Genomic DNA, 21,345 nt, shown 5'->3' with positions numbered 1-21,345 from the left:
ATCAGTTTTCAGGTTTCTAAAAGGCAATGATTTCACTTTGCATGTGCAAAGGGCAGGCGGCTTCGTCCGACTGCCCTTGCCTGCAAAGTATTCTTTTTCCGATACAACGCTCATCTACGTAACAACGCACCATTCCAACCGGGGTACAGACCCCATAAAGCAGGAGGGATGTCATTGAAAGCCTTATTTGAGAAAGAGAAAAATTACTGGAGTCATAAGCTGGAATCCGAGGATCGTATCATCTGCTTGCCATATACCAACCATGTGTCCAGGGATACAGCTGCAACAGATTCTAATTGTCATACGTACACGCTGACATTTCCATCAGAAATATCCCAAAGAATATCATCTATAACAGGTGGGGCTCCATGGGCTGTATTTATGGTTCTGCTTGCTGGAGTAGAAAGTTTATTGCATAAATACACAGGTGAAGAAAGTGTGCTGCTGGGCATTCCTGTAGCCAAGTCTGGCAACGGTGCTACCAAGCCGATCAACCATCTGCTTTTATTGAAAAATACGCTGGATTCATCCACGACCTTCAAAACCTTGCTGTCTCAGATCAAAACCTCTGTCAGCGAAGCTATTGAACACCAAAATATTCCTTTTTGGAACTATACCGAGGGGCTTGAAATCCTACGTAACAAGGACGACAAGCCTCTTATCCACACCACGGCCTCCTTGCAAAATATTCACATTTCTGATTTTCTACATCACGTGCAATCTGAGCTGGATTTTCAATTTCAATGGGAAAATGCTGCAGTTTCTCTAAACGTGAAATACAGTAGCGACCGTTACGACCAGGTGACGATTGAACGCTTTGTTGAGCAGCTATTACGGCTGTATACCGTTGTTTTACATCAGCCAGAGTTGGAGATTTGCACAGCACAAGTGCTGTCAGAACAAGAAGTAGAGCAGCTGGTTCATACTTTCAACGATACAGCTGTAGATTATCCACGTGATGCTTCCATTCATGAATTGTTCGAGATACAGGCGAAGCAGGTACCACAGCAGGTGGCAGTAGTGTCTGGACCCAATAGCCTAACCTATGAAAAATTAAATGAAAAGGCCAACCGACTGGCTCATTTTTTACGTAAGCAGGGAATCCGTACCGAACAGACAGTCGGCATTGTAGCTGAGCGCTCGATTGAGATGATTGTAGGCATGCTCGCGATTCTTAAAGCAGGCGGGGTGTATGTTCCGATTGACTCTGATTACCCGGACGAGCGCGTGCGTTATTTGCTGGAGGATTCCGAGACCAAGATACTACTTGTACAAAAAATGGAGCATCGGCCCACAGATTTTAAGGGAATAGTACTTGACCTGAGTGATGATGCGATCTATGAAACAGATGATGCTGATCGCTGCAATTCCGTTTTGTCGTATGATAACGGGATGAGTACAAATACGGGTAATATGGGATATGTGGACTGCCTAAACCCACTCTATTCTATTTCTGCTAGTCCCGAACTTGCTTCTACTACAACTATCCCAACAGAAGCTACGCAATCAGAACAAGCTAAACCAATACAGCAGGTTTATGCAGCTGAAGAACAACCGAAGGCGACCGCAGCTGATCGATTGGCCTATATTATGTACACCTCAGGGACAACAGGCCAGCCCAAAGGGGTAATGGTGGAACATCGCAATGTCGTTCGTTTGGTGAAACATGCAAACTATGCACGTTTGGATGCGGACACGCGCATTTTGCAGACTGGGTCTGTTGTCTTTGATGCGTCCACCTTTGAAATTTGGGGGGCGTTGCTAAATGGTGGACAGCTTGTGCTAGTGAGTCAGGATGTCATTTTGGACGTGCTTAAGCTTAAGGAAGCCGTACGCAGCCACGGCATTACCACGATGTTTCTGACCACACCGCTCTTTAACCAGCTGTCTCAGCAGGATCTGGCGCTGTTCGAGGGGATACGGGAACTGCTGGTCGGCGGTGATGTGATGTCCGTACCACATATGAATCGGGTGCTGAAGGCTCATCCGTCCCTGCGAATCAGTAATATCTATGGCCCAACTGAAAATACGACCTTTTCCACAGTGCATGCGATCAACGGTGTGCAATCGGAATCTGTGCCAATTGGCAGACCGATCCATAATTCGACAGCATATGTCGTGGACCGTTCGATGCAGCTTCAGCCCGTCGGGGTATGGGGTGAGTTGCTAGTGGGCGGTGATGGGGTGGCACGTGGATACCGCAACCGTCCGGACTTAACGGCTGAAAAGTTCATCGACAGCCCGTTCCGTAACGGCGAACGCTGCTATCGCACCGGGGACCTGGTACGTTGGAATGCAGATGGGACGCTGGAATACAAGGGACGGATCGATGCGCAAGTGAAAATCCGGGGTTACCGGATCGAGCTGGGCGAGGTGGAAGCGCAGCTGTTGAAGCTGGAGGTGGTGCGAGAAGCTGTTGTGACTGCACATGAGGATGAGCAGGGGCAAAAGCAGCTCTGCGCTTATGTAGTAACTCATGCGAATGCACAGTTAAGTGAGCTCCGCAGCGCTTTGAGCCGGGAACTGCCGGGTTATATGGTGCCGTCGTATTTTGTGCAGTTGGAGCAGCTGCCATTGACGCCTAATGGCAAGGTGGATCGCCGAGCTTTGCCTCAGCCGCAGGGAAGCATAAGCTCAGGTGCAGAATATGTAGCTCCTCAAAATCAGTTACAAGCACAACTGGCCAGCATTTGGAAAGATGTGCTGGAACTTGAGCGCATTGGGATTAAGGATAACTTTTTTGAAGCAGGAGGTCATTCCTTACGGGCGACAAATGTCATCTCGCTCATCCATAAGGAATTGCATAAAAATGTGCAGCTAAAGGACCTGTTCCAGCACCCAACCATCGAACAGCTTGCGCAGGTTATTGAAGCACTGGAGCAAACCACCTATGAATCCATTCCTGTTTCGGGAAATAAGCCATTTTATGCGGTATCCTCGGCTCAAAAACGGATGTATATTCTCAATCAGCTTGATGGAGCGGGAACTAGCTATAACATACCAGGCGCCTTGACATTGACCGGTTCACTTGATTACAAGGCACTGGATAACGCGTTCCGTCAGCTTATTAATCGCCATGAAACATTGCGCACAAGCTTTGAGAGCATGAACGGTGAACCTGTCCAGCGAGTACATGACGAGGTTCCTTTTCGCGTGGAGTTGATTCATGCCCACGGAGCTGACCAAAAGGAAACGGATGAGCTGGTGCATGGCTTTGTTCAGCCGTTTGATCTTGCGCATGCTCCGCTGTTCCGGGCGGGTCTGATTGAAACTGGGCCAGAGCATCATATTTTGCTGCTGGATATGCATCACATCATTTCGGACGGCACCTCTATAAATGTATTGATTCAGGACTTCATCCACTTATATGCGGGGGACACGCTGCCGTCGCTGCGCATTCAGTATAAGGACTATGCTGCATGGCAGCAGGAACAGCAGCAAAGTGAACGCTATCAGGAACAGGAAAATTACTGGCTCAATACCTTCGCAGGAGAGCTGCCAGTGCTGGATATCCCGACGGATTATCCACGTCCGGCGGTGAGAAGCTTTGAAGGAGATGTACTGGAATTTACGCTCGATCAACGGCAAAGCGAAGGATTAAAAGGCATTGCGATGCAGACCGAATCGACCTTATATATGGTGCTGTTGGCTGCCTATACGACTTTGCTTAGCCAATACAGCGGGCAGGAGGATATTATTGTCGGCTCGCCGATTGCGGGGCGGCCACATGCTGATCTTAGCAGTCTGATTGGGATGTTCGTCAATACACTGGCGATCCGCAATTATCCGGAAGGCGGGAAAACATTCCGCGATTATGTGCTGGAGGTCAAGGATAACGCGTTAAAGGCTTTTGAACATCAGGATTATCCTTTCGAAGAGCTGGTAGAAAAGCTGGGCGTGGATCGGGATTTAAGCCGCAATCCATTATTTGATACCATGTTTGCTTTACAAAACCTGGAGCAAACAGAGCAGCAGCTGGCAGAGCTGCAATTAGCGCCCTATCCGAGTGAACAAACAACGGCCAAATTTGATCTAAGTCTGTTCGCGCAGGAGGATGGGGAACAAATTGCCTGCGGTTTTCAATACGGAACCCGGCTGTACAAACGCGAAACCATCGAACGACTGGCTGTACATTTACAGCAGCTAATCAATGTGGTTATAGAACAGCCGGAGATCGCTCTTGCGGCTATAGAAATGGTTTCGGCCCAAGAAAAAGAGCAGCTGGTGGAGCAATTCAGCACTACAGCAGCAGACTCTCCGTATCCACGGGATCAATTACTGCATGTGCTGTTCGAGGAACAGGTTGCACAATCGCCAGATCGACTAGCGATCACCTTTGCGGACACACAGCTCACTTATCGCGAGCTGAATGAGCGTTCCGATCGTCTGGCATGTGTCCTTACTTCCCATGGGATACGGCGTGGGTCCGGGGCTCAGATACAGCGAGTAGGGATAGTAGCTGAGCGTTCCATTGAAATGGTCGTGGGCATGCTGGCTATTATGAAGGCAGGCGGGGCTTACGTTCCTATTGATCCCGAGTATCCGGAAGAGCGTATCCGTTATTTACTGGAGGATTCCGGTGCCGAGCTGTTACTGTCACAGCGACGGGAACAGATTTCTTTTGAACCAGGTATTCCGGTTATCGATTTGAGCGATGCGCAACTATGGAGCAGCGAATTTGAAGGATACACTCATACTCATGAATCAGCTTCCATTACAAATGGGGGGTCTGCCTTAGATCTTTCGCATGTCATATACACCTCTGGTACGACAGGCAAGCCGAAAGGCGTTATGGTCAATCACCGTAATGTCGCACGGTTGGTGAAAGGCAATAGCTACGCCACGCTTGACGAAAATACGCGTATGCTGCAAATGGGCGCAGTTGTATTCGATGCCTCCACGTTTGAAATCTGGGGAACGCTGCTGAACGGTGGTCAATTATATGTAGTAAATCATGACACTATTTTGGATGCTGCCAAGTTCAAACAAGTGATGAACAAGTATCGTATTAACACCATGTTCATGACCACGGCTTTATTCAATCAGCATTCACAGCAAGACATTGAAGTGTTTGCATCCCTAAAGGAATTGCTCGTGGGTGGGGATGTGATGTCCGTACCACATGTTAACCGCGTGCTGAAGGAGTACCCGCAGCTTCGGTTGAGTAATGTTTATGGGCCGACAGAGAACACGACCTTTTCCACCACCTATGAAATTACAGAACCGCAAACTCAAGGTGTTCCCATTGGACGTCCGATTGATCATTCCACCATTTATGTGGTCAATCGTTCGTTAAAATTGCAGCCTGTCGGGGCGTGGGGCGAGCTCCTTCTCGGTGGCGATGGCGTGGCACTCGGGTATCTGAACCGGCCTGAGCTTACGGCAGAAAAGTTTATTGAAAGTCCATTCCGGCCTGAAGAATATTGCTATCGTACAGGGGATTTGGTGCGTTGGCGTGCTGATGGCGTACTGGAGTACAAGGGAAGAATGGATGAGCAGGTCAAAATTCGCGGCTACCGCATCGAACTGGGTGAAGTTGAAACCCGTTTGTCCACGATTGCAGGTGTGAAGGAATCTGTTGTTACTGTGCGCCAGGACGATAGCGGGCAAAAACAGCTGTGTGCATATTTTGTAACAGACAGCGAATTGAGCGCTAGCGACTTACGTAGTGTGTTATCACAGGATCTGCCGAGCTATATGGTGCCTTCCTACTTTGTGCAGCTGTCGAAACTGCCTTTGACACTGAATGGCAAAGTAGACCGTAGGGCACTGCCTGCACCTGAGCCTAATGTCGATACAGGTATGGATTATGTGGCACCTGAGACAGATGTCCAACTGGCCTTGGCTGCGGCTTGGGGAGCCATTCTGGGTATACAGAAGGTAGGCACACAAGATAACTTTTTCCATTTGGGTGGTGACTCCATCAAGGCTATCCAAGTATCGTCCCGCTTGTTTCAGGCTGGATACAAGCTGGAAATGAAGGATTTGTTCAAATATCCAACGATTGCAGGATTGAGCACATATATTCAGCCAGTTAAACGAGTAGCCGAGCAGGGTGAGGTTACGGGACATGTTGTGCTTACACCGATTCAGCGCTGGTTCTTTGAACAGTCAACGGATGAACCACATTATTTCAACCAATCTGTCATGCTCTATCGGCAGGAAGGCTATAACGAACGGGCACTTCGGCTGGCACTCCATCAGATTACAGCGCACCATGACGCCTTGCGAATGACTTTTCGTTCGTCGGAGAACGGATATACGGCATGGAACCGAGGTGTAGGGGAAGGCGAACCGTACCATTTGGAGTGCTTTGACTATAGGGATAGCGAAGTAATTGAAGAGAATTTGGAGAAAATGATTGAGGCTAAATGCAATGAAATTCAATCCAGTATTTCCTTGAGCGAAGGGCCATTGATGAGGCTCGGCCTATTCCGTTGCCCGGATGGAGATCATCTGTTGGTCGTGATTCACCATTTGACAGTGGATGGGGTATCCTGGCGCATCCTATTCGAGGATTTGGCGACAGCATATGAGCAAGCCGCCAAGGGCGAACAGGTGATTCAGTTACCGCACAAGACGGATTCGTTTCAAACATGGGCCGAGAAGCTGCACGCCTATGCCAACAGCCCAGCGATGGAACGTGAGCGGGCGTATTGGGAGGGGATTACACAAGCGAAACCGGCACCTCTGCCGCAAGATTATGGACATAACGAGCACGACAAGCCATTGATTGGCGATAGTGAGTCGGTTACTGCTTTGTGGACACACGAAGAGACAGAGCAATTGCTCAAGCAGGCCAATCGTGCCTACCGTACAGAAATTAATGACCTGTTGCTGACGGCAGTAGGAATGGCATTGCAAGCATGGAGTGGTCATGATCGTTTCCTAATTAATCTAGAGGGACATGGTCGTGAAGCCATTTTACCAGAGGTGGACATTACCCGGACGATTGGGTGGTTTACAAGCCAATATCCTGTTTTACTCGATATGCCAAAAGAAACGGCTCTTTCGCAGCGAATCAAGCATGCGAAAGAAGGATTGCGCAGTATTCCGCAAAAAGGAATAGGTTACGGGATACTGAAATATTTAGCCGAAGTATCTCCAGCCCTATGTGAGGTAGATCCTGAGATCAGCTTTAACTATTTAGGACAATTTGATCAGGATATGAAGGGAAATGACCTGCAGTCGTCTCCTTATAGTGGAGGTATGCCACTTAGCCCGACTATGGCTCGGACGTATACGCTGGATTTTGGCGGCATCATTTCAGGAGGCCAACTGGGGCTGACAATTAGCTATAGTCGCACCAGCTATCGACCAGAGACGATCGAGCGATTGGCCAGTTTATTGGAATCGAGCCTGCGTGAAATTTTGAAGCATTGCATTCATAAAGAACATCCAGAGCTAACCCCAAGCGATATTTCCTATAAAGGAATGCGTGTTGAGGAGTTGGACAGCTTGTTGTCTGAGATGGGTGCTACGGGTGAGATCGACAATGTCTATACCCTGACCCCAATGCAAAAAGGGATGCTGTTTCACAGCCAACTCGATAGTCAAGCAGCTGCCAATGACGCGTATTTTGAGCAGGTTTCTTATGATATGCAAGGTCAGCTGGACATTCATGCTTTTGCAGAAAGCCTGAATACTCTAGTTCGACGACATGAGGCGCTGCGTACACACTTTTATTTTGGACGGGATACGGAGCCTTTGCAGGTAGTGTATCGAAACCAAGATTGTGGCTTCTATTACGAAGATTTACGAGAGCTGGATAGCGATACAAGGGATACGCAGCTGACCAATTTCAAGTTGCAAGATAAAGCACGAGGCTTTGATCTGCGTCGGGATGTCCTACTGCGTGTAGCGATTTTGCGCACTGGGGAAGATCGTTATCATTTTGTGTGGAGCTTCCATCATATTGTGATGGACGGTTGGTGTCTGTCCCTTGTAAACAAAGAAGTGTTTGAGAGCTATGCAGCACTTCGGGAGCGCAGAGTACCGGAGTTGGCACCGGCGGTGCCCTACAGCCGCTTTATTGAATGGCTGGAAGCACAGGATCGCAACGCAGCAACCGACTACTGGAGCAGCTATTTGTCCGGGTATGAGCAGCAAACAGCACTGCCAGCTGTAAAATCCGGTCGCAAGAGTGAAGGCTATATGGCCAGTGACTGGATGACGGATTGGGAGCATGAGCTGGCTCTCCGGGTGGAGGAGACGGCGAAGCGGTATCAGGTGACCATGAATACATTATTGCAAACCACATGGGGGATTCTGCTGCAAAAGTACAACAACCATAGTGATGTTGTATTTGGCAGTGTCGTCTCAGGTCGTCCATCGGATATTATCGGGGTCGAGGATATTGTTGGTTTGTTCATTAATACCATTCCTGTTCGCATCCGTAGTGAAGCAGGGGAAACTTTTGCGGAAGTTATGAAGAAAATGCAGGAGCAAGCGCTGGCTTCTCATGCGTATGATACGTATCCGTTGTTTGAAATTCAGGCACTGACCGACCAGAAACAGAATTTAATTAACCATATTATGGTGTTTGAAAATTATCCGGTGGATGAGCAGATTGAAGAAATGGGTAGTGACGGGCAGGAGTTATTATCGGTTTCCAACGTGACGGCTACAGAGCAGACTAACTATGATTTGAGCATCGTCGTTATGCCGGGAGAAGGCATAAAAATTCGTTTTATGTATAACGCACTCTGCTTTGATCAAGCAGATATTGAACGTCTGCACGGACATTTTGTGCATCTGCTAGAGCAAATTTTGCTTAACCCGAATGTTTGCGTTGAAGAGCTGGAATTGGTTACAGCCTTAGAAAAACAACAGATTATAGGAGAATTTAATGACACGGCCTTAGCATATTCCTACAATCAGACGATCCAAAAACGGTTTGAGGAGCAGGTGGAACGCACGCCGGATCATATCGCCGTCGTTTGGGGTCAACAATCTTTAACTTACCGTGAACTGAACGAGCGAGCCAACCGCCTTGCACGGACTTTACGCGCGAAGGGGGTTAAACCAGATCAGTCGGTAGGTATTATGGTATATCGCTCGCTAGACATGATCGTAGGCATCTATGCGATCCTCAAGGCCGGCGGAGCCTATGTGCCAATTGATCCGGAATTTCCGGCCGACCGCATCTGCTTTATGCTGGAGGACTCCGGAGCGAAGCTGGTGCTGACGCAATCGCATTTAGCGGAGCAAGCATCGCTGAGCTTCGATGGCCAGGTGCTTGTGCTAGATCACGAGGACATCTATCACGAAGATGGCTCGAATCTGGAGCCACTGGCCGGACCGCACCATGTCGCCTATGTGATCTATACCTCCGGTTCCACCGGAAAACCGAAGGGCGTAATGGTGGAGCACCATTCCGTGCTGAACCGGATTTTGTGGATGCATGATCGTTACGGCTTAAGTGCGGAAGATACGATCCTGCAAAAGACCGCCTTCACCTTTGACGTGTCGGTGTGGGAGCTGTTCTGGTGGTCGATGGTCGGCTCGAAGGTGAGTCTGCTGTCGGTCGGCGGGGAAAAGAACCCGGAAGAGATTGTGGACACGATTGCTCGTGATGGCGTGAGCACGATGCACTTTGTACCGGCCATGCTGCATGCGTTCCTGGAGTATGTGGAGCAGCAACCACGAGAAGCGATGCAAGCGAAGCTAGGCACGCTGCGCCATGTTTTTGCCAGTGGTGAAGCCTTACCGCCACAGCATGTGGCCCGGTTCCAGCGGCTCGTGTCGAGCTTGGCCGGAGCAAAGCTGATCAACCTGTATGGTCCAACCGAAGCGACGGTGGACGTATCGTACTTCGATTGCGAGCCGGATGAGGAATATGCGGTTATTCCGATCGGGAAACCGATTCAGAACATTCGTCTGTACATCGTGAAGGAAGGTACAGAGCAATTGCAGCCGATCGGGGTCGCGGGTGAGCTGTGCATCGGCGGTGTAGGTGTAGCCCGAGGCTATCTGAACCGTCCAGAGCTGACGGCAGAGAAATTTGTGAAAGATCCGTTTACTGGAGGCAAAGCAGGCTATGAGCGGATGTACCGTACAGGCGATTTGGCAAGATGGATGCCGGACGGCAACATTGAATATCTGGGCCGGATTGACCATCAGGTGAAAATTCGCGGTTATCGAATTGAACTGGGCGAAGTGGAGGCACGGTTGGCAAGTGTGCCGCTCGTGCGGGACAGCGTTGTTATTGCTTTGCAGGATGGAATAGGTCAGCAGCAATTATGTGCTTACTTCACTGCTGATGAGCAGCTGACTGTCCGTGAGATTCGAGCTGTACTATTGGGCAGTCTACCAAGCTATATGATTCCATCCGTATTCGTACAGATGGAGCGTATTCCGCTGACGGCCAACGGCAAAATCGACCGAAAAGCGTTACCTACGCCGGACACAGCGCTGCGCACGGGTATAGAATATGTTGCACCGCGAACCGACGTGGAGCAGTTACTGGCAGCCATTTGGCAGGAAATACTTGATATTCCACAAGTGGGTATCCACGATGACTTTTTCACGTTGGGTGGACATTCCTTGAAAGTACTGGAGCTTATACGCAAAGTTCACCTTGCCACAAACATTGAGCTTCCTATACGTAGTGTGCTGGAGTTCCCGACCATAGAAGAGCAGGCGCTCACATTATTGAAAGCTGATCTGGAATACAAGGCCGATAGTCCAATCATTCGGTTGAATGAACACGGTCCGGTCTCCATCTTCTGCTTTCCGCCGATGCTTGGATACGGGCTGTCGTTTGCAGAGCTTGCGAAACAACTGGATCAAGACGCAGTCGTGTACGGGTTAGAGTTCGTAGATGATGCTGCGGATGAGCAGGCAATGTTGGCACGTTATGTTGATCTTATCGTCAGCACGCAAGCGCAAGGTCCGTATGTACTGCTTGGTTATTCCATAGGTGGGAATCTAGCGCATAAGGTTGCCTCTACACTGGAGCGTCAAGGTCATGCTGTATCCGACATTTTTATGCTTGATTCAGTCAAAAGAACGGAAGCCCTGCCTTTCACAGACGAAGAAACAGAGCAGGAAATTCATGCTATGCTGGAACAGGTTCCTGAATCTTACCGCGAGCTGCTGAATGAAACGTACCAGCGTAAAATGATCGCTTATGCGGTGTATGGCAATCAGCTTGTGAACACTGAAAAGGTTCAGGCGAATATTCATGGTTTTGACGCCGTTGGATCGGAAACGGTGAAGGGCACAGGAGATAATCGACTTTTATGGAAAGACGCTACACAAGGAAGCTATGAAGAACATAGCTTGATTGGGAATCATTATGAACTGCTGGAACCCGGATTTATCGAAGAAAATGTAAAAGGTATCCGTGCCGCGATACAAAAGATTACCCGGAACATGGACAAAGGCATGGCACAAGGTTTAACACATCATAATTCTTGAAAATCTACGCTTGACGAATGATTAGAAGTTATCACCAATTTTAATCTGTAACCCATGAATCCTGATCGAACAAGTAAGAAGCCTTCCACTTACGCGATTCGATCAGGATTCGCTTTATCATGTGCACTCCCACGATGGGAAGTGCGATGATTTCATAGCGCCATGCTGATGGCTTTCATGCGGAGTATAAAGATCTGCTCGCTATGCAATCACCGCACGGTTCAAATTATTAAATCAAACTCATACGTAAGGAGAGTACTTGAATATGAAGAATAGAGGCTTTTACTACCTATCCGCATTTTTAGCAGCGTTGTATCTCTGGAATCTACTCATTGCTTCGGCATGGGCAGCAGATAGTATAACACCTAATTCAGTGGAAAAAGCAGTGGACGACATCATGAGTACAGAATTGGAAAAATTGCATACTCCGGGTGCTGCGGTCGTTGTGACCCAGGAAGACCACATTCTTTTTAGTAAAGGCTATGGATATGCAGACCTGGAGCGGAAAGTGGCATTCGACCCAGCGAAGACTATTGTTCGTGTCGGCTCTCTAACCAAATCATTTAGCGCAAGCGCCGCAATGCAACTGGTCGAGCAAAACAAACTTGATTTGAATGAAGACGTAAACCGCTATCTCCACAGCTATAAAGCTTCGCAATACCAAAATCATCCTTTTAATCTACATCAGCTTCTGACACATACTGCAGGATTAGATGAAGCGATATACGACATCAACAGCTCGACTCGGGCAGGTGTTTTACCTACAGAGCAGTATCTCAGCACGTATTTTCAAAAGCAATCTCCTATCCGAAAACCTGGAATTCGGTATGAATACAGTAATGTTGCCTTTGGTCTGATCGGTAACATTGTGGAGCAAGTAAGCGGTCAGGGACTGAATGATTACCTTAGCACACATCTGTTCCGGCCGATGAATATGCCGAGTGCGACATTGGAATTGCCACTAAATAATCCGGCACTAGCGCAATCCTATCAGTGGAAGCGTGAAGCGTATCTAAAACAGCCTTTTTCGTATATCAATCTGCCGGGAGCAGGAGCGTTGAACGTCACACCCAACGAATTTTCCCATTATCTGATCACTCATTTGAATCAAGGCAAGTATAAGGGCAAAGCGGTGCTCCAGCCACAAACGGTAAAAGCGATGCATGCACAGCAATTTGCAGCTGACGCTCGTCTTGATGGCATAGGTTACGGATTTTTCCGCGGTCAACTGGAGACGGGAGTGCACATGTTGTGGGCTACCGGGAAAATTGATGGTTTTATTTCCAAAATGGTACTAGTTCCCTCCCAAAAGATCGGTATTTTTGTAATCAGCAACTCAGCGGATACGGACACCCTGCTTCATGGAAAAGTCATCAATGCGATCGCCCAAATACTGCCCGCCGAGCCGCAGGCCGCTTCTCAGTCACCGGTTCGTTCTGTCAAGGAAATAAAGCTTTTACCAGAAATCGAGGGTGTATATCAGCTGAATTTGAATCCTATTCATGGGTGGGGAAAATGGCTTCGGATGCTGGGAAGTGTTAAATACACCGTTCGAATTCAAGATGATCATACATTAATTGTTAAAGGGAAATTTCCGGATCAAAATGAAGCATCAGACAAAGTTTTTCAAGCAGCAGGTGATGGACTGTTTGTGGAGAAGGGAGGACAGCTTAAAATATTGCTGTATCAGGAAAACAGTACATGGATGATGATTGCCCCGGATAGTGAGACCATGAAGCAGACGACATTTATGCATCGTACCTGGACGCTGCTTGTCAGCTACGCCGCATCCTCTTTATTTTTCATCACAACCCTGCTGATATGGATGATAAGGTATGTGCTCAGAGCTATCCGTAAAACGAATAATCACATTTCATCCAATCTGGCATACATCGCGTTACTAAATACGATTTTTCTCGGGGTACAGGTCGTCTATGCTAACAATCAGATGGTCTATGGCTATTCCGCCTGGTTTATCTGGGGAATTTGCACGCTGCCGCTTCTTTCAGCACTTCTTGCCGTGTGGGTATTGATCGTGAATGGCGCAAATCTGATTACAGGGGAAAAAAGAACTCGGGCTGCCGGGAAAATTGTATTTGCGGTACTCACATTGCTGCATACAGCCTATCTTTATTATTGGAACTTCCTTCCCTTTCATTATTCCTAAAGATTTACAAAATAACGCATGTCCGCACATAAATGAATGCTAACATTTATATTTAGTGCCCCTCTGAGAGGGGCCTTAAACCAATTAACAGGAGGAATAGAATGGGAATCTTTCGTCGTTTTACATCCCGTAGCTTCAAATACGCAACAGCTATGGTTTTCACTTTATCGTTGTACGCTGGTGTTGTAGGCGGCATACAACCGGCACGTGCAGAAGGTCCGGCAGACCCTGCCCCTTTCATTGCAGCCAAAGTGGTCAATGAAAACGCTGGTAAAAAAGTATTGTTCGATAATACACATGGACAGACAGCCGGCGTAGCAGATTGGGTGATTGATGGTGGATTCTCAGATTTCGGACAAGCCCTTGCAAACAATGGCTACGATGTTCATGAACTTCGCCAATCTACACCTATTACTTATAATGATTTAAAGAATTATGATGTATTTGTGACAGCAGAGCCGAATATCCCTTTTAAACAAAGCGAACAGGCCGCAATGGAACAGTATGTTAAAGCAGGCAATAGCATTTTTTTCATTGGAGATCATTATAACGCCGACCGCAACAAGAATCGCTGGGACGGGTCGGAAAGTATCAATGGGTACCGTCGAGGCGCATGGGAAGACCCTGCAAAGGGAATGAGTGAGGAAGAAAAAAGCTCGACAGCGATGCAGGGCGTGGTTAGCTCAGATTGGCTGGGCAGCCAGTTTGGTATACGCTTCCGCTACAATGCATTAGGCGATATCACGGCTAATCAGATTGTTGAGCCTGCGCAGGCGTTTGGCATTACAGCAGGAGTGAGTAATGTGGCGATGCACGCAGGATCTACATTGGCGATTATTGACCCGACCAAAGCCAAGGGGATCGTATATCTCCCTAAAACCAATCAGGCTTGGGGGAATGCAGTAGATCAGGGCGTTTATAACGGTGGCGGTATAGCGGAAGGGCCTTATGCTGCTGTAGCAAAAGTAGGTCTAGGCAAAGCTGCCTTCATTGGGGATTCATCTCCTGTTGAAGATGCAACGCCAAAATATTTGCGTGAAGAGACAGGAACCAAGAAGACAACGTATGACGGATTTAAGGAGCAGGATGACGCCGTGTTACTGGTCAATATGGTAGACTGGTTGTCCAAGAAAGAGGAGTATACCAGCCTGTCGGATGTAAAGAACTTACATCTTGATCAGCCGACGGAATTGCTGTCTTTTGAAGATCCTCAGGCTTCCACGGAACCGCAAGCAGAGCCTTGGTCCGCTCCTGCAGCCGGCTACAAATGGTGGGATCAACGAACGTTCAAGGCCGGCTCCTATGGCGGATCTACAGCCAGCGCGCAGCCTGTGTACAGCATCGTTCGTCAGGAACAGCTGCCGAATGTACAGCCTTTTCAAATTCGCATTGTTGCCGACCAACTGGCTCCCAATAGCACGATTAGCGGATTCAGCGCAGGTATTTATGTAGCGGGCGGCAACCAAGTAGCCCAGATTCAGAATCCGGATGGAAGCTGGCCGACCTCTTACGGTTATAGCGGAACATTTAGTCTGGAATCCGACAGCAAGGGGCATGCCTATAGGGACCTGACGGTGCGTATCAAGCCGGGAACCAGTGGTTCGGCTAATCTTAGGCTGAGACAAAACGGCAGCAACCTGCTGACCCAATCCGTCGTGTTGGCTGATGTCCCGGCTCAGCCTTTGCCTGAGGATGGCAACACGATTCCTGCTCGTATCAGTGTCGCAGAAGCACGGACTCTTTCGGCTGGCAAAGTTGTGACCTTGGAAGGTGTTGTGACGACAGAACCAGGGGCTTTTGGCGGTCAAGCCTTTTACATGCAGGATGAAAGTGGCGGCATTTATGTATATCAAAACCAAAGCGGCTTTCACCCAGGTGATCGAGTAAAGATTACAGCAAGTTTGGCACTGTACAATAGTGAAGTGGAGTTGACCGATCCAGTGGCTATTGAAAAAACGGGAGAAGGACAACTTCCGCAAGCTGTGCAGGTCACCGAACTCAACGATGCGAACCAAGGACAGCTGGTTGAGCTTCCTACTGCCATTATTCGTAATGTGATAGATGCAACTCCTGTAGGTTCGTTTGAATTTGATGCAGTCGCGGGCGTTGTTAGCCATCATGTGCGAATTGATGCACGTACAGGCTTAACACGGACATCTTTTCCGTATCAAGAAGGACAGCAAGTGAAGCTGAAGGGAATTTCGGCGATTTTTAAAGGGAATTATCAGTTAAAGCCGCGCGGGCTAGATGACTTTTCAGCTCAGACAGACGCAACTTTGCAGGAAGTGGAGCTTTCACTGGATCAAACAACATTTAACGTTGGCGATACAGCAGTCACACATCTCAAGGGTACGCTGACAGATGGCAGCCAAGCTGATTTAAGTAATGCCTCTGTTCAGTATAGCAGCAGTCATGAATCCGTTGCACTGGATACGTATGGAGAACTTCGGGCCCTAAAAGAGGGGAGCGCCGAGATTACAGCCAGCGTCACCTTGGACGGTAAAACGGTCGTATCCAATCCTGTAACCGTTAGAGTCGAGAAAATCGCTGCAGGTGAGGTGCCGGGTAAACCGGTGCTGTCTCATGATAACGGTCAGGACACCGGACTGAAGGATGGAGACTACAACATCACCATGAATCTGTGGTGGGGCACGAATGGTGATGAACTCAAGTTGTATGAAAATGATAAGCTGATCGAAACCCAATCATTGCAAGCAGCTTCCCCTGGAGCACAGCATGCAGTCATTTCCATTACAGGCAAGAGCAATGGAACCTACACGTATACTGCCGAACTGATCAACGCTTCCGGTAAAACGGTCAGCGACCCGTTAACTGTCGAAGTGACCGATGCTTCTCCTGGCATTCCGGTGTTGTCTCATAATAATTGGGATGGTGACGGCGACTATACCCTGACAATGAACATGTGGTGGGGCACGAATGCTACCCAATACAACCTGTATGAAAATGGAAAGCTGATCGACACGCAGGATCTGCCGAGCCAAAGCCCGCAGGCTCAAAGTGCTGCGACCAATATCCAAAATCAAAAGCCGGGTACATATGAGTATCGGGCCGAGTTAGTCAATGCTGCCGGAGAGGTTTCCAGTCAAACCATAAGTGTAGAAGTAAAGGAACGTTAAATCGAAATGATGGGCTGTTAAAAAGAAGAGCATCTATTGACCTCGCGAGAGTCTATAGATGTTTTTTTTCGGGAATTATCATTTTAGGATTGGGTTGGCGAAGCGGAAAGTCCCTCTATATCTGAGGAGCCATAGAAGATCATGGCAACTAGAATCACAATGATGATAACCTCTGCAAAATATTCTCCATCAAACTCACTCACCACAAATATCTCCTTTCGCCACCTCTTAAGTATTTATTTATTTATTTATTTATTTTCTGTGAAAAGGCTTGTATTACCTGATCCAACGTCATATTGCCGTTATCATTTAAAAATTTCACCATATTATCGACATTAGTAGGGGCAGATGCTAATGTTTTGTATTTTCCTGTGAGTCCTAAAAATAAAGTTGCTTGTCTGTATAAAGTCACGGAATCGACGTTTAGTTTTCCTGTTAGTAGGAGGGCTGCGACTAGGACCTCCACATTTTTTCCTTGAAGTGCTGAAAAGATAGCCGAATTACTGTTTAATCCATTTTTCTTTTGACCGTTAGGGGGGGATTTGGATTTGCGATTCCCGTTCCCGTTGCCATTCTTTCCTAAGGAAGCCATTGAATCTTCCTCCCGCCATACACTGCTCCTGCCTGGTTTTCATGAAATTTGGGACAAGGGCAGTGGCACTGCACGTGCTCATTAAAATACGTTATGATCATACGATATGCGAGCAAGAAAGCTTTGGTTACCATATGAATCACTGTGGCCGAAGGTAGCTGACTGCTAAATTCCTGAATTTCTTTTCGCATGTTGGTCCAATTTAGAGTAAACTACAATAAAGAAAGCTAAATGAGCATTTTGCATTAATTCCAGGAGCTTTATCCAATCAGCAATAGATGGACCCTAACGGTTTAGCTCGTATATATTGTACCTTCGAGTATTGAACTTGAATTATGCAAAGTGCTGAAATAGGAGTTGAAATAAGTCCATGTCGAACGAAGAAGTATTGTTAACTAAAGAGGGATTAGCCAAGCTGGAGGAAGAGCTTAAGGAACTGAAGACGGTAAAACGCAAGGAGCTAGCCGAACGCCTCAAGTTGGCCATCAGCTATGGAGATCTGAAGGAAAATAGTGAATATCACTCAGCCAAGGACGATCAGGCGTTTATGGAAACACGGATCATGGTCTTGGAAAAAATGTTAACCAAAGCTCGGATAGTGGATGAAAGTAATCTGGACCTTAAAACGGTCAGTATCGGATCTACTGTTATTCTGAATGACATCGAATTTTCGGAGAAGGTGGAATACAAAGTTGTAAGTCCTGCGGAGGCAGATGTTCTGGACAACAAAATTTCCTATGAGAGTCCTTTAGGTAAGGCACTTTTGGGGAAAGAAGTGGGCAGTATCATTCATGTCGATGCACCCATGGCTGTAATCAAATATGAGCTGCTAGAAATTAAGCTCACTTAGTCCATTCCCGATTCCCTTTATAAGGGGGCCGGGATTTTTCATTCTTGCTATTTACATACCATCCCTGCGGAGTGCATTTGCACTCCACAAACTGGACAGGATTTTCATTACTTTGTATCGTATTAAGATTAATCTGTCATCAGGAAGCCGGCTTGTTCCAGTGCAGCACAGGCATCATTAATTTTATTTTCATCCGAGGCATGCAAGGTATGCAGGTGAATGCCTCCGGTCAGCTGGGACAAATAAGTGGCTTGGGTGGAACTGATCTTACGTATAAAATCGTCCACTTCTTTGCGAGTTCCGACCCGTATTGGAGCAGTCAGGTCTCCATATACTGGATGTTCAACTATAACATCCTGCACACTGACACCGTAGTCCACAATCAGTTTTAATTCTTCTTCTGTTTGTTCAGGTCGGTGATTACACACAATAATACGAGAGGCTAAGGGAGCGACTTGAGCCGTAGGCTCCATATAAATGTATCCTTGACTCGTTGCAAGGATAGGCTCTTGGCTTGCTTTTAACAGGGAAATATCCTGTACAATTACTTGTCTGGAAACGGAGGACCTGCGTGCCAGTTCGCTCCCGGTCAGCGGTGATTCGCTTTTGAGCCACAATAGCAGCTGTTCGCGGCGATCCGTACCTGACCGTTTTGAAGATTCAGTCAACGGGATAAGCTCCTTTCTTGTTGATGCGTCAGGTCTGTCAAAATATCTACCAGTACATTCAATTCCTCGATGGTGGTTGTCCTGCCGAAAGAAATACGGATAAATTGTAAGGCTTCACGGCCGGATGCTCCAAGGGCTTGTATGGCAGGGGAAGGATCGTGATGTCCGGCGGCACATGCGCTTCCGGTAGATATACAGACACCGCTGCGATTACATTCCAGCATAACATATTGTCCCTCGTAACCGTGAAAAAAACATCCTACAATATGATGCAGCACCGCTTTTTTTTCGCTTTCCTCTACGACCCAACGTAATGGAATCGATCTTTCCTGAATTTTCGTAATAAAGTATCTTCGCAGGGTAGCATACCGCTCCTGATGCATCTCCATCTGTTCGGTCATCATTTCTGCCGCTGCGACAAAGGCTGCAATCCCTGGAACATTAATCGTTCCGGGACGAAATCCCTTTTCATGCAGTGTATCAGGATATACCGGACGCCATGGGGTTCCGGGTTTGAGATATGCAGCACCGACACCTTTGGGGCCATACACTTTATGGCTTGATATAGAGAGTGCATCCACTCCCATGGCTTCTACATCTATGTGAACATTCCCAAATGTTTGTACCGCATCACTATGCAGCATAATACCGCGTTCGTGGAGCAGGGGAGACAAGGCAGCAAGATCCTGAATCAGCCCTGTTTCCGAATTGGCGTGTTGTACCGATACAAGCCCGGTATTGTCTCTAAGGTGGGGGATAAGAACTTCACGGGTTATTCTTCCTTCCCGATCCGGTTGTACAATGGTCAGCTCATAGCCCTGATGTTCTAGAAAAGTAGCAAGATTATACATCGAGTGATGTTCCAAAGCGCTCATAATCCAATGCTTTTTGTGCGGCGGCAACCCGTTCAGGATCGATTGCACGACCAACATATTGGATTCTGTGCCCCCTGTTGTAAAATAGATGCCTTCCTTATGCCCGCCAATCATATTTGCCATTCGTTGCCTGCTGTAATCTAGTGTGTAGGCTGCTTGACCGCCTGCATCATGGAGACTGCTAGCATTTCCGAACATTTCCTTATTCATTACGCTATATATATGCAAAGCTTCGTCACACATGGGTGTGGAAGCGGCATAGTCCAGGTAAATCACAGCAAATCCTCCCCACTTGAAAATAATTCCATTCCAAAAACCCTTGAGATTATTGTAGGCATGTGTAAATATAAGTGTCAAGACACATGTAAATATATTTGTACACATAGCGGTTATCTATTCGTGAGCGAGGGACAGTCAGCCGCAACGATATGGAGGGAATCTAATGTCTATGCTAGACGTTTTACAAGGAAATCGTGGACTTATGCCAGAGCATTATAAAACACTGACGGTTGCTGACATGGAGCAACGTGTAGCTGAGCTGAAACAAAAATGGGGCTCAAAGCTGCTCATTCCGGGCCATCACTATCAGAAAGACGAGGTTATCCAATTTGCTGATATCACAGGAGATTCGCTACAGCTCGCTCAAATGGCGGCACAAAATCAGGAAGCGGAGTTTATTGTGTTTTGTGGGGTTCATTTTATGGCGGAGACAGCGGATATGCTGACTACCGACCAGCAAACCGTTGTTCTGCCGGATATGCGCGCAGGCTGCTCGATGGCAGATATGGCGAACATGGAGCAGACGGAACGAGCGTGGAAGCATTTGCAGGAGTTGGTAGGCGATACGATCATTCCGTTAACGTATGTAAATTCCACCGCAGAGATCAAAGCCTTTGTAGGACGGCATGGCGGGGCTACCGTGACTTCTTCGAATGCGAAGCAGGTGCTGGCCTGGGCGCTGAAACAAAAGGAACGTATTTTATTTTTGCCGGATCAGCATTTGGGACGCAATACAGCCCATGAACTTGGAATTCCGCTGGATGAAATGGCTGTATGGAATCCTATGATCGATCAGTTGGAGACTGAACGAAACCCGGAAACCGTGAAAATCATTTTATGGAAAGGGCACTGTTCAGTTCATGAAAAATTTACGGTAGATCACATTCGCAACGTCCGTGAACGTGATAAGAATATCCGAATCATCGTTCATCCCGAATGTTCTCACGAGGTTGTACAGCTCGCAGATTGTGCTGGCTCCACCAAATTCATCATCGATACGATCCGTGCGGCAGAGCCGGGGACCCAATGGGCCGTTGGCACAGAGATGAATCTCGTGCAACGGATTAGACAGCAGTACCCTGAACAGCAGATTGAATCGCTCAATCCCGATATGTGTCCTTGTCTGACCATGAACCGGATCGATCTTCCGCATTTGCTGTGGGCAATGGAACAGATTGATCGGGGAGAGCCTGTGGGGGTCATTCGTGTAGATGCTCAGATCAGACAGGACGCTGTACAGGCACTGAATCGTATGCTTGCTATACGTTAAGTTTTTACCGTTACGTGAGCGTACTTTCTTGTTTGTGATTCAACCTCTATCTCTAATTAAAGATTAGTCGGTTGTCCAGTTTCGTG

General features: G+C 47.7%; 8 protein-coding genes. 5 read left to right on the top strand and 3 right to left on the bottom strand.

Features of this window, described 5'->3' with window-relative positions:
- Positions 1-174 precede the first annotated feature (174 nt).
- From C0638_RS21685 to C0638_RS21675, 3 genes are all read left to right on the top strand, one after another.
- Positions 175-11,421 (top strand): non-ribosomal peptide synthetase, encoded by an 11,247-nt coding sequence (locus C0638_RS21685; protein ID WP_102163787.1) that lies wholly within the window; start codon positions 175-177, stop codon positions 11,419-11,421.
- Between the two features lie 265 nt (positions 11,422-11,686).
- Entirely contained in the window at positions 11,687-13,588 is a 1,902-nt protein-coding gene (locus tag C0638_RS21680) for a serine hydrolase domain-containing protein (RefSeq protein WP_058712063.1), read from the top strand.
- Positions 13,589-13,689: 101 nt separating this feature from the next.
- Positions 13,690-16,725, top strand: coding sequence for a chitinase N-terminal domain-containing protein (locus tag C0638_RS21675; RefSeq protein WP_058712064.1), 3,036 nt, complete (start codon positions 13,690-13,692; stop codon positions 16,723-16,725).
- 244 nt (positions 16,726-16,969) lie between these two features.
- On the opposite strand, the gene C0638_RS21670 is transcribed toward C0638_RS21675, so the two are convergent.
- Positions 16,970-17,317 (bottom strand): hypothetical protein, encoded by a 348-nt coding sequence (locus C0638_RS21670; RefSeq protein ID WP_013371003.1) that lies wholly within the window; start codon positions 17,315-17,317, stop codon positions 16,970-16,972.
- 370 nt (positions 17,318-17,687) lie between these two features.
- Here C0638_RS21670 and greA point away from each other — a divergent pair, with 370 nt between their 5' ends.
- Positions 17,688-18,167 carry a transcription elongation factor GreA gene (greA, locus tag C0638_RS21665; protein WP_013371005.1) on the top strand — a complete coding sequence of 160 codons (480 nt, stop codon included), beginning with the start codon at positions 17,688-17,690 and terminating at the stop codon, positions 18,165-18,167.
- A 128-nt stretch (positions 18,168-18,295) separates the two neighbouring features.
- Here greA and C0638_RS21660 read toward each other — a convergent pair whose 3' ends face one another.
- Together C0638_RS21660 and C0638_RS21655 are read right to left on the bottom strand one after the other, a co-directional pair.
- The gene (locus C0638_RS21660; RefSeq protein WP_013371006.1) at positions 18,296-18,835 is read right to left on the bottom strand and encodes a transcription repressor NadR; all 540 of its coding nucleotides are present in this window, start codon (positions 18,833-18,835) and stop codon (positions 18,296-18,298) included.
- Positions 18,832-19,986: an IscS subfamily cysteine desulfurase gene (locus C0638_RS21655; RefSeq protein WP_040101414.1), complete on the bottom strand. Its 1,155-nt coding sequence runs from the start codon at positions 19,984-19,986 to the stop codon at positions 18,832-18,834. Before C0638_RS21655 ends, C0638_RS21660 begins: the two co-directional genes overlap by 4 nt.
- Before the next feature lie 166 nt (positions 19,987-20,152).
- Between C0638_RS21655 and nadA the strand changes: the two genes are divergently transcribed.
- Positions 20,153-21,259, top strand: coding sequence for a quinolinate synthase NadA (gene nadA, locus C0638_RS21650; RefSeq protein ID WP_040101413.1), 1,107 nt, complete (start codon positions 20,153-20,155; stop codon positions 21,257-21,259).
- Positions 21,260-21,345: the final 86 nt, after the last annotated feature.

Source organism: Paenibacillus sp. lzh-N1, assembly GCF_002872435.1.
GTDB classification, from domain to species: Bacteria; Bacillota; Bacilli; order Paenibacillales; family Paenibacillaceae; genus Paenibacillus; species Paenibacillus polymyxa_C.
The sequence above is the reverse complement of the archived record's forward strand: the minus strand, read 5'-3'. Positions and strand labels throughout refer to the sequence as shown.

Coding starts and splice junctions, on each gene's coding strand:
- C0638_RS21675 (WP_058712064.1), top strand. CDS start 13,690: ATGGGAATCTTTCGTCGTTTTACATCCCGTAGCTTCAAATACGCAACA.
- nadA (WP_040101413.1), top strand. CDS start 20,153: ATGTCTATGCTAGACGTTTTACAAGGAAATCGTGGACTTATGCCAGAG.
- greA (WP_013371005.1), top strand. CDS start 17,688: ATGTCGAACGAAGAAGTATTGTTAACTAAAGAGGGATTAGCCAAGCTG.
- C0638_RS21670 (WP_013371003.1), bottom strand. CDS start 17,317: ATGGCTTCCTTAGGAAAGAATGGCAACGGGAACGGGAATCGCAAATCC.
- C0638_RS21680 (WP_058712063.1), top strand. CDS start 11,687: ATGAAGAATAGAGGCTTTTACTACCTATCCGCATTTTTAGCAGCGTTG.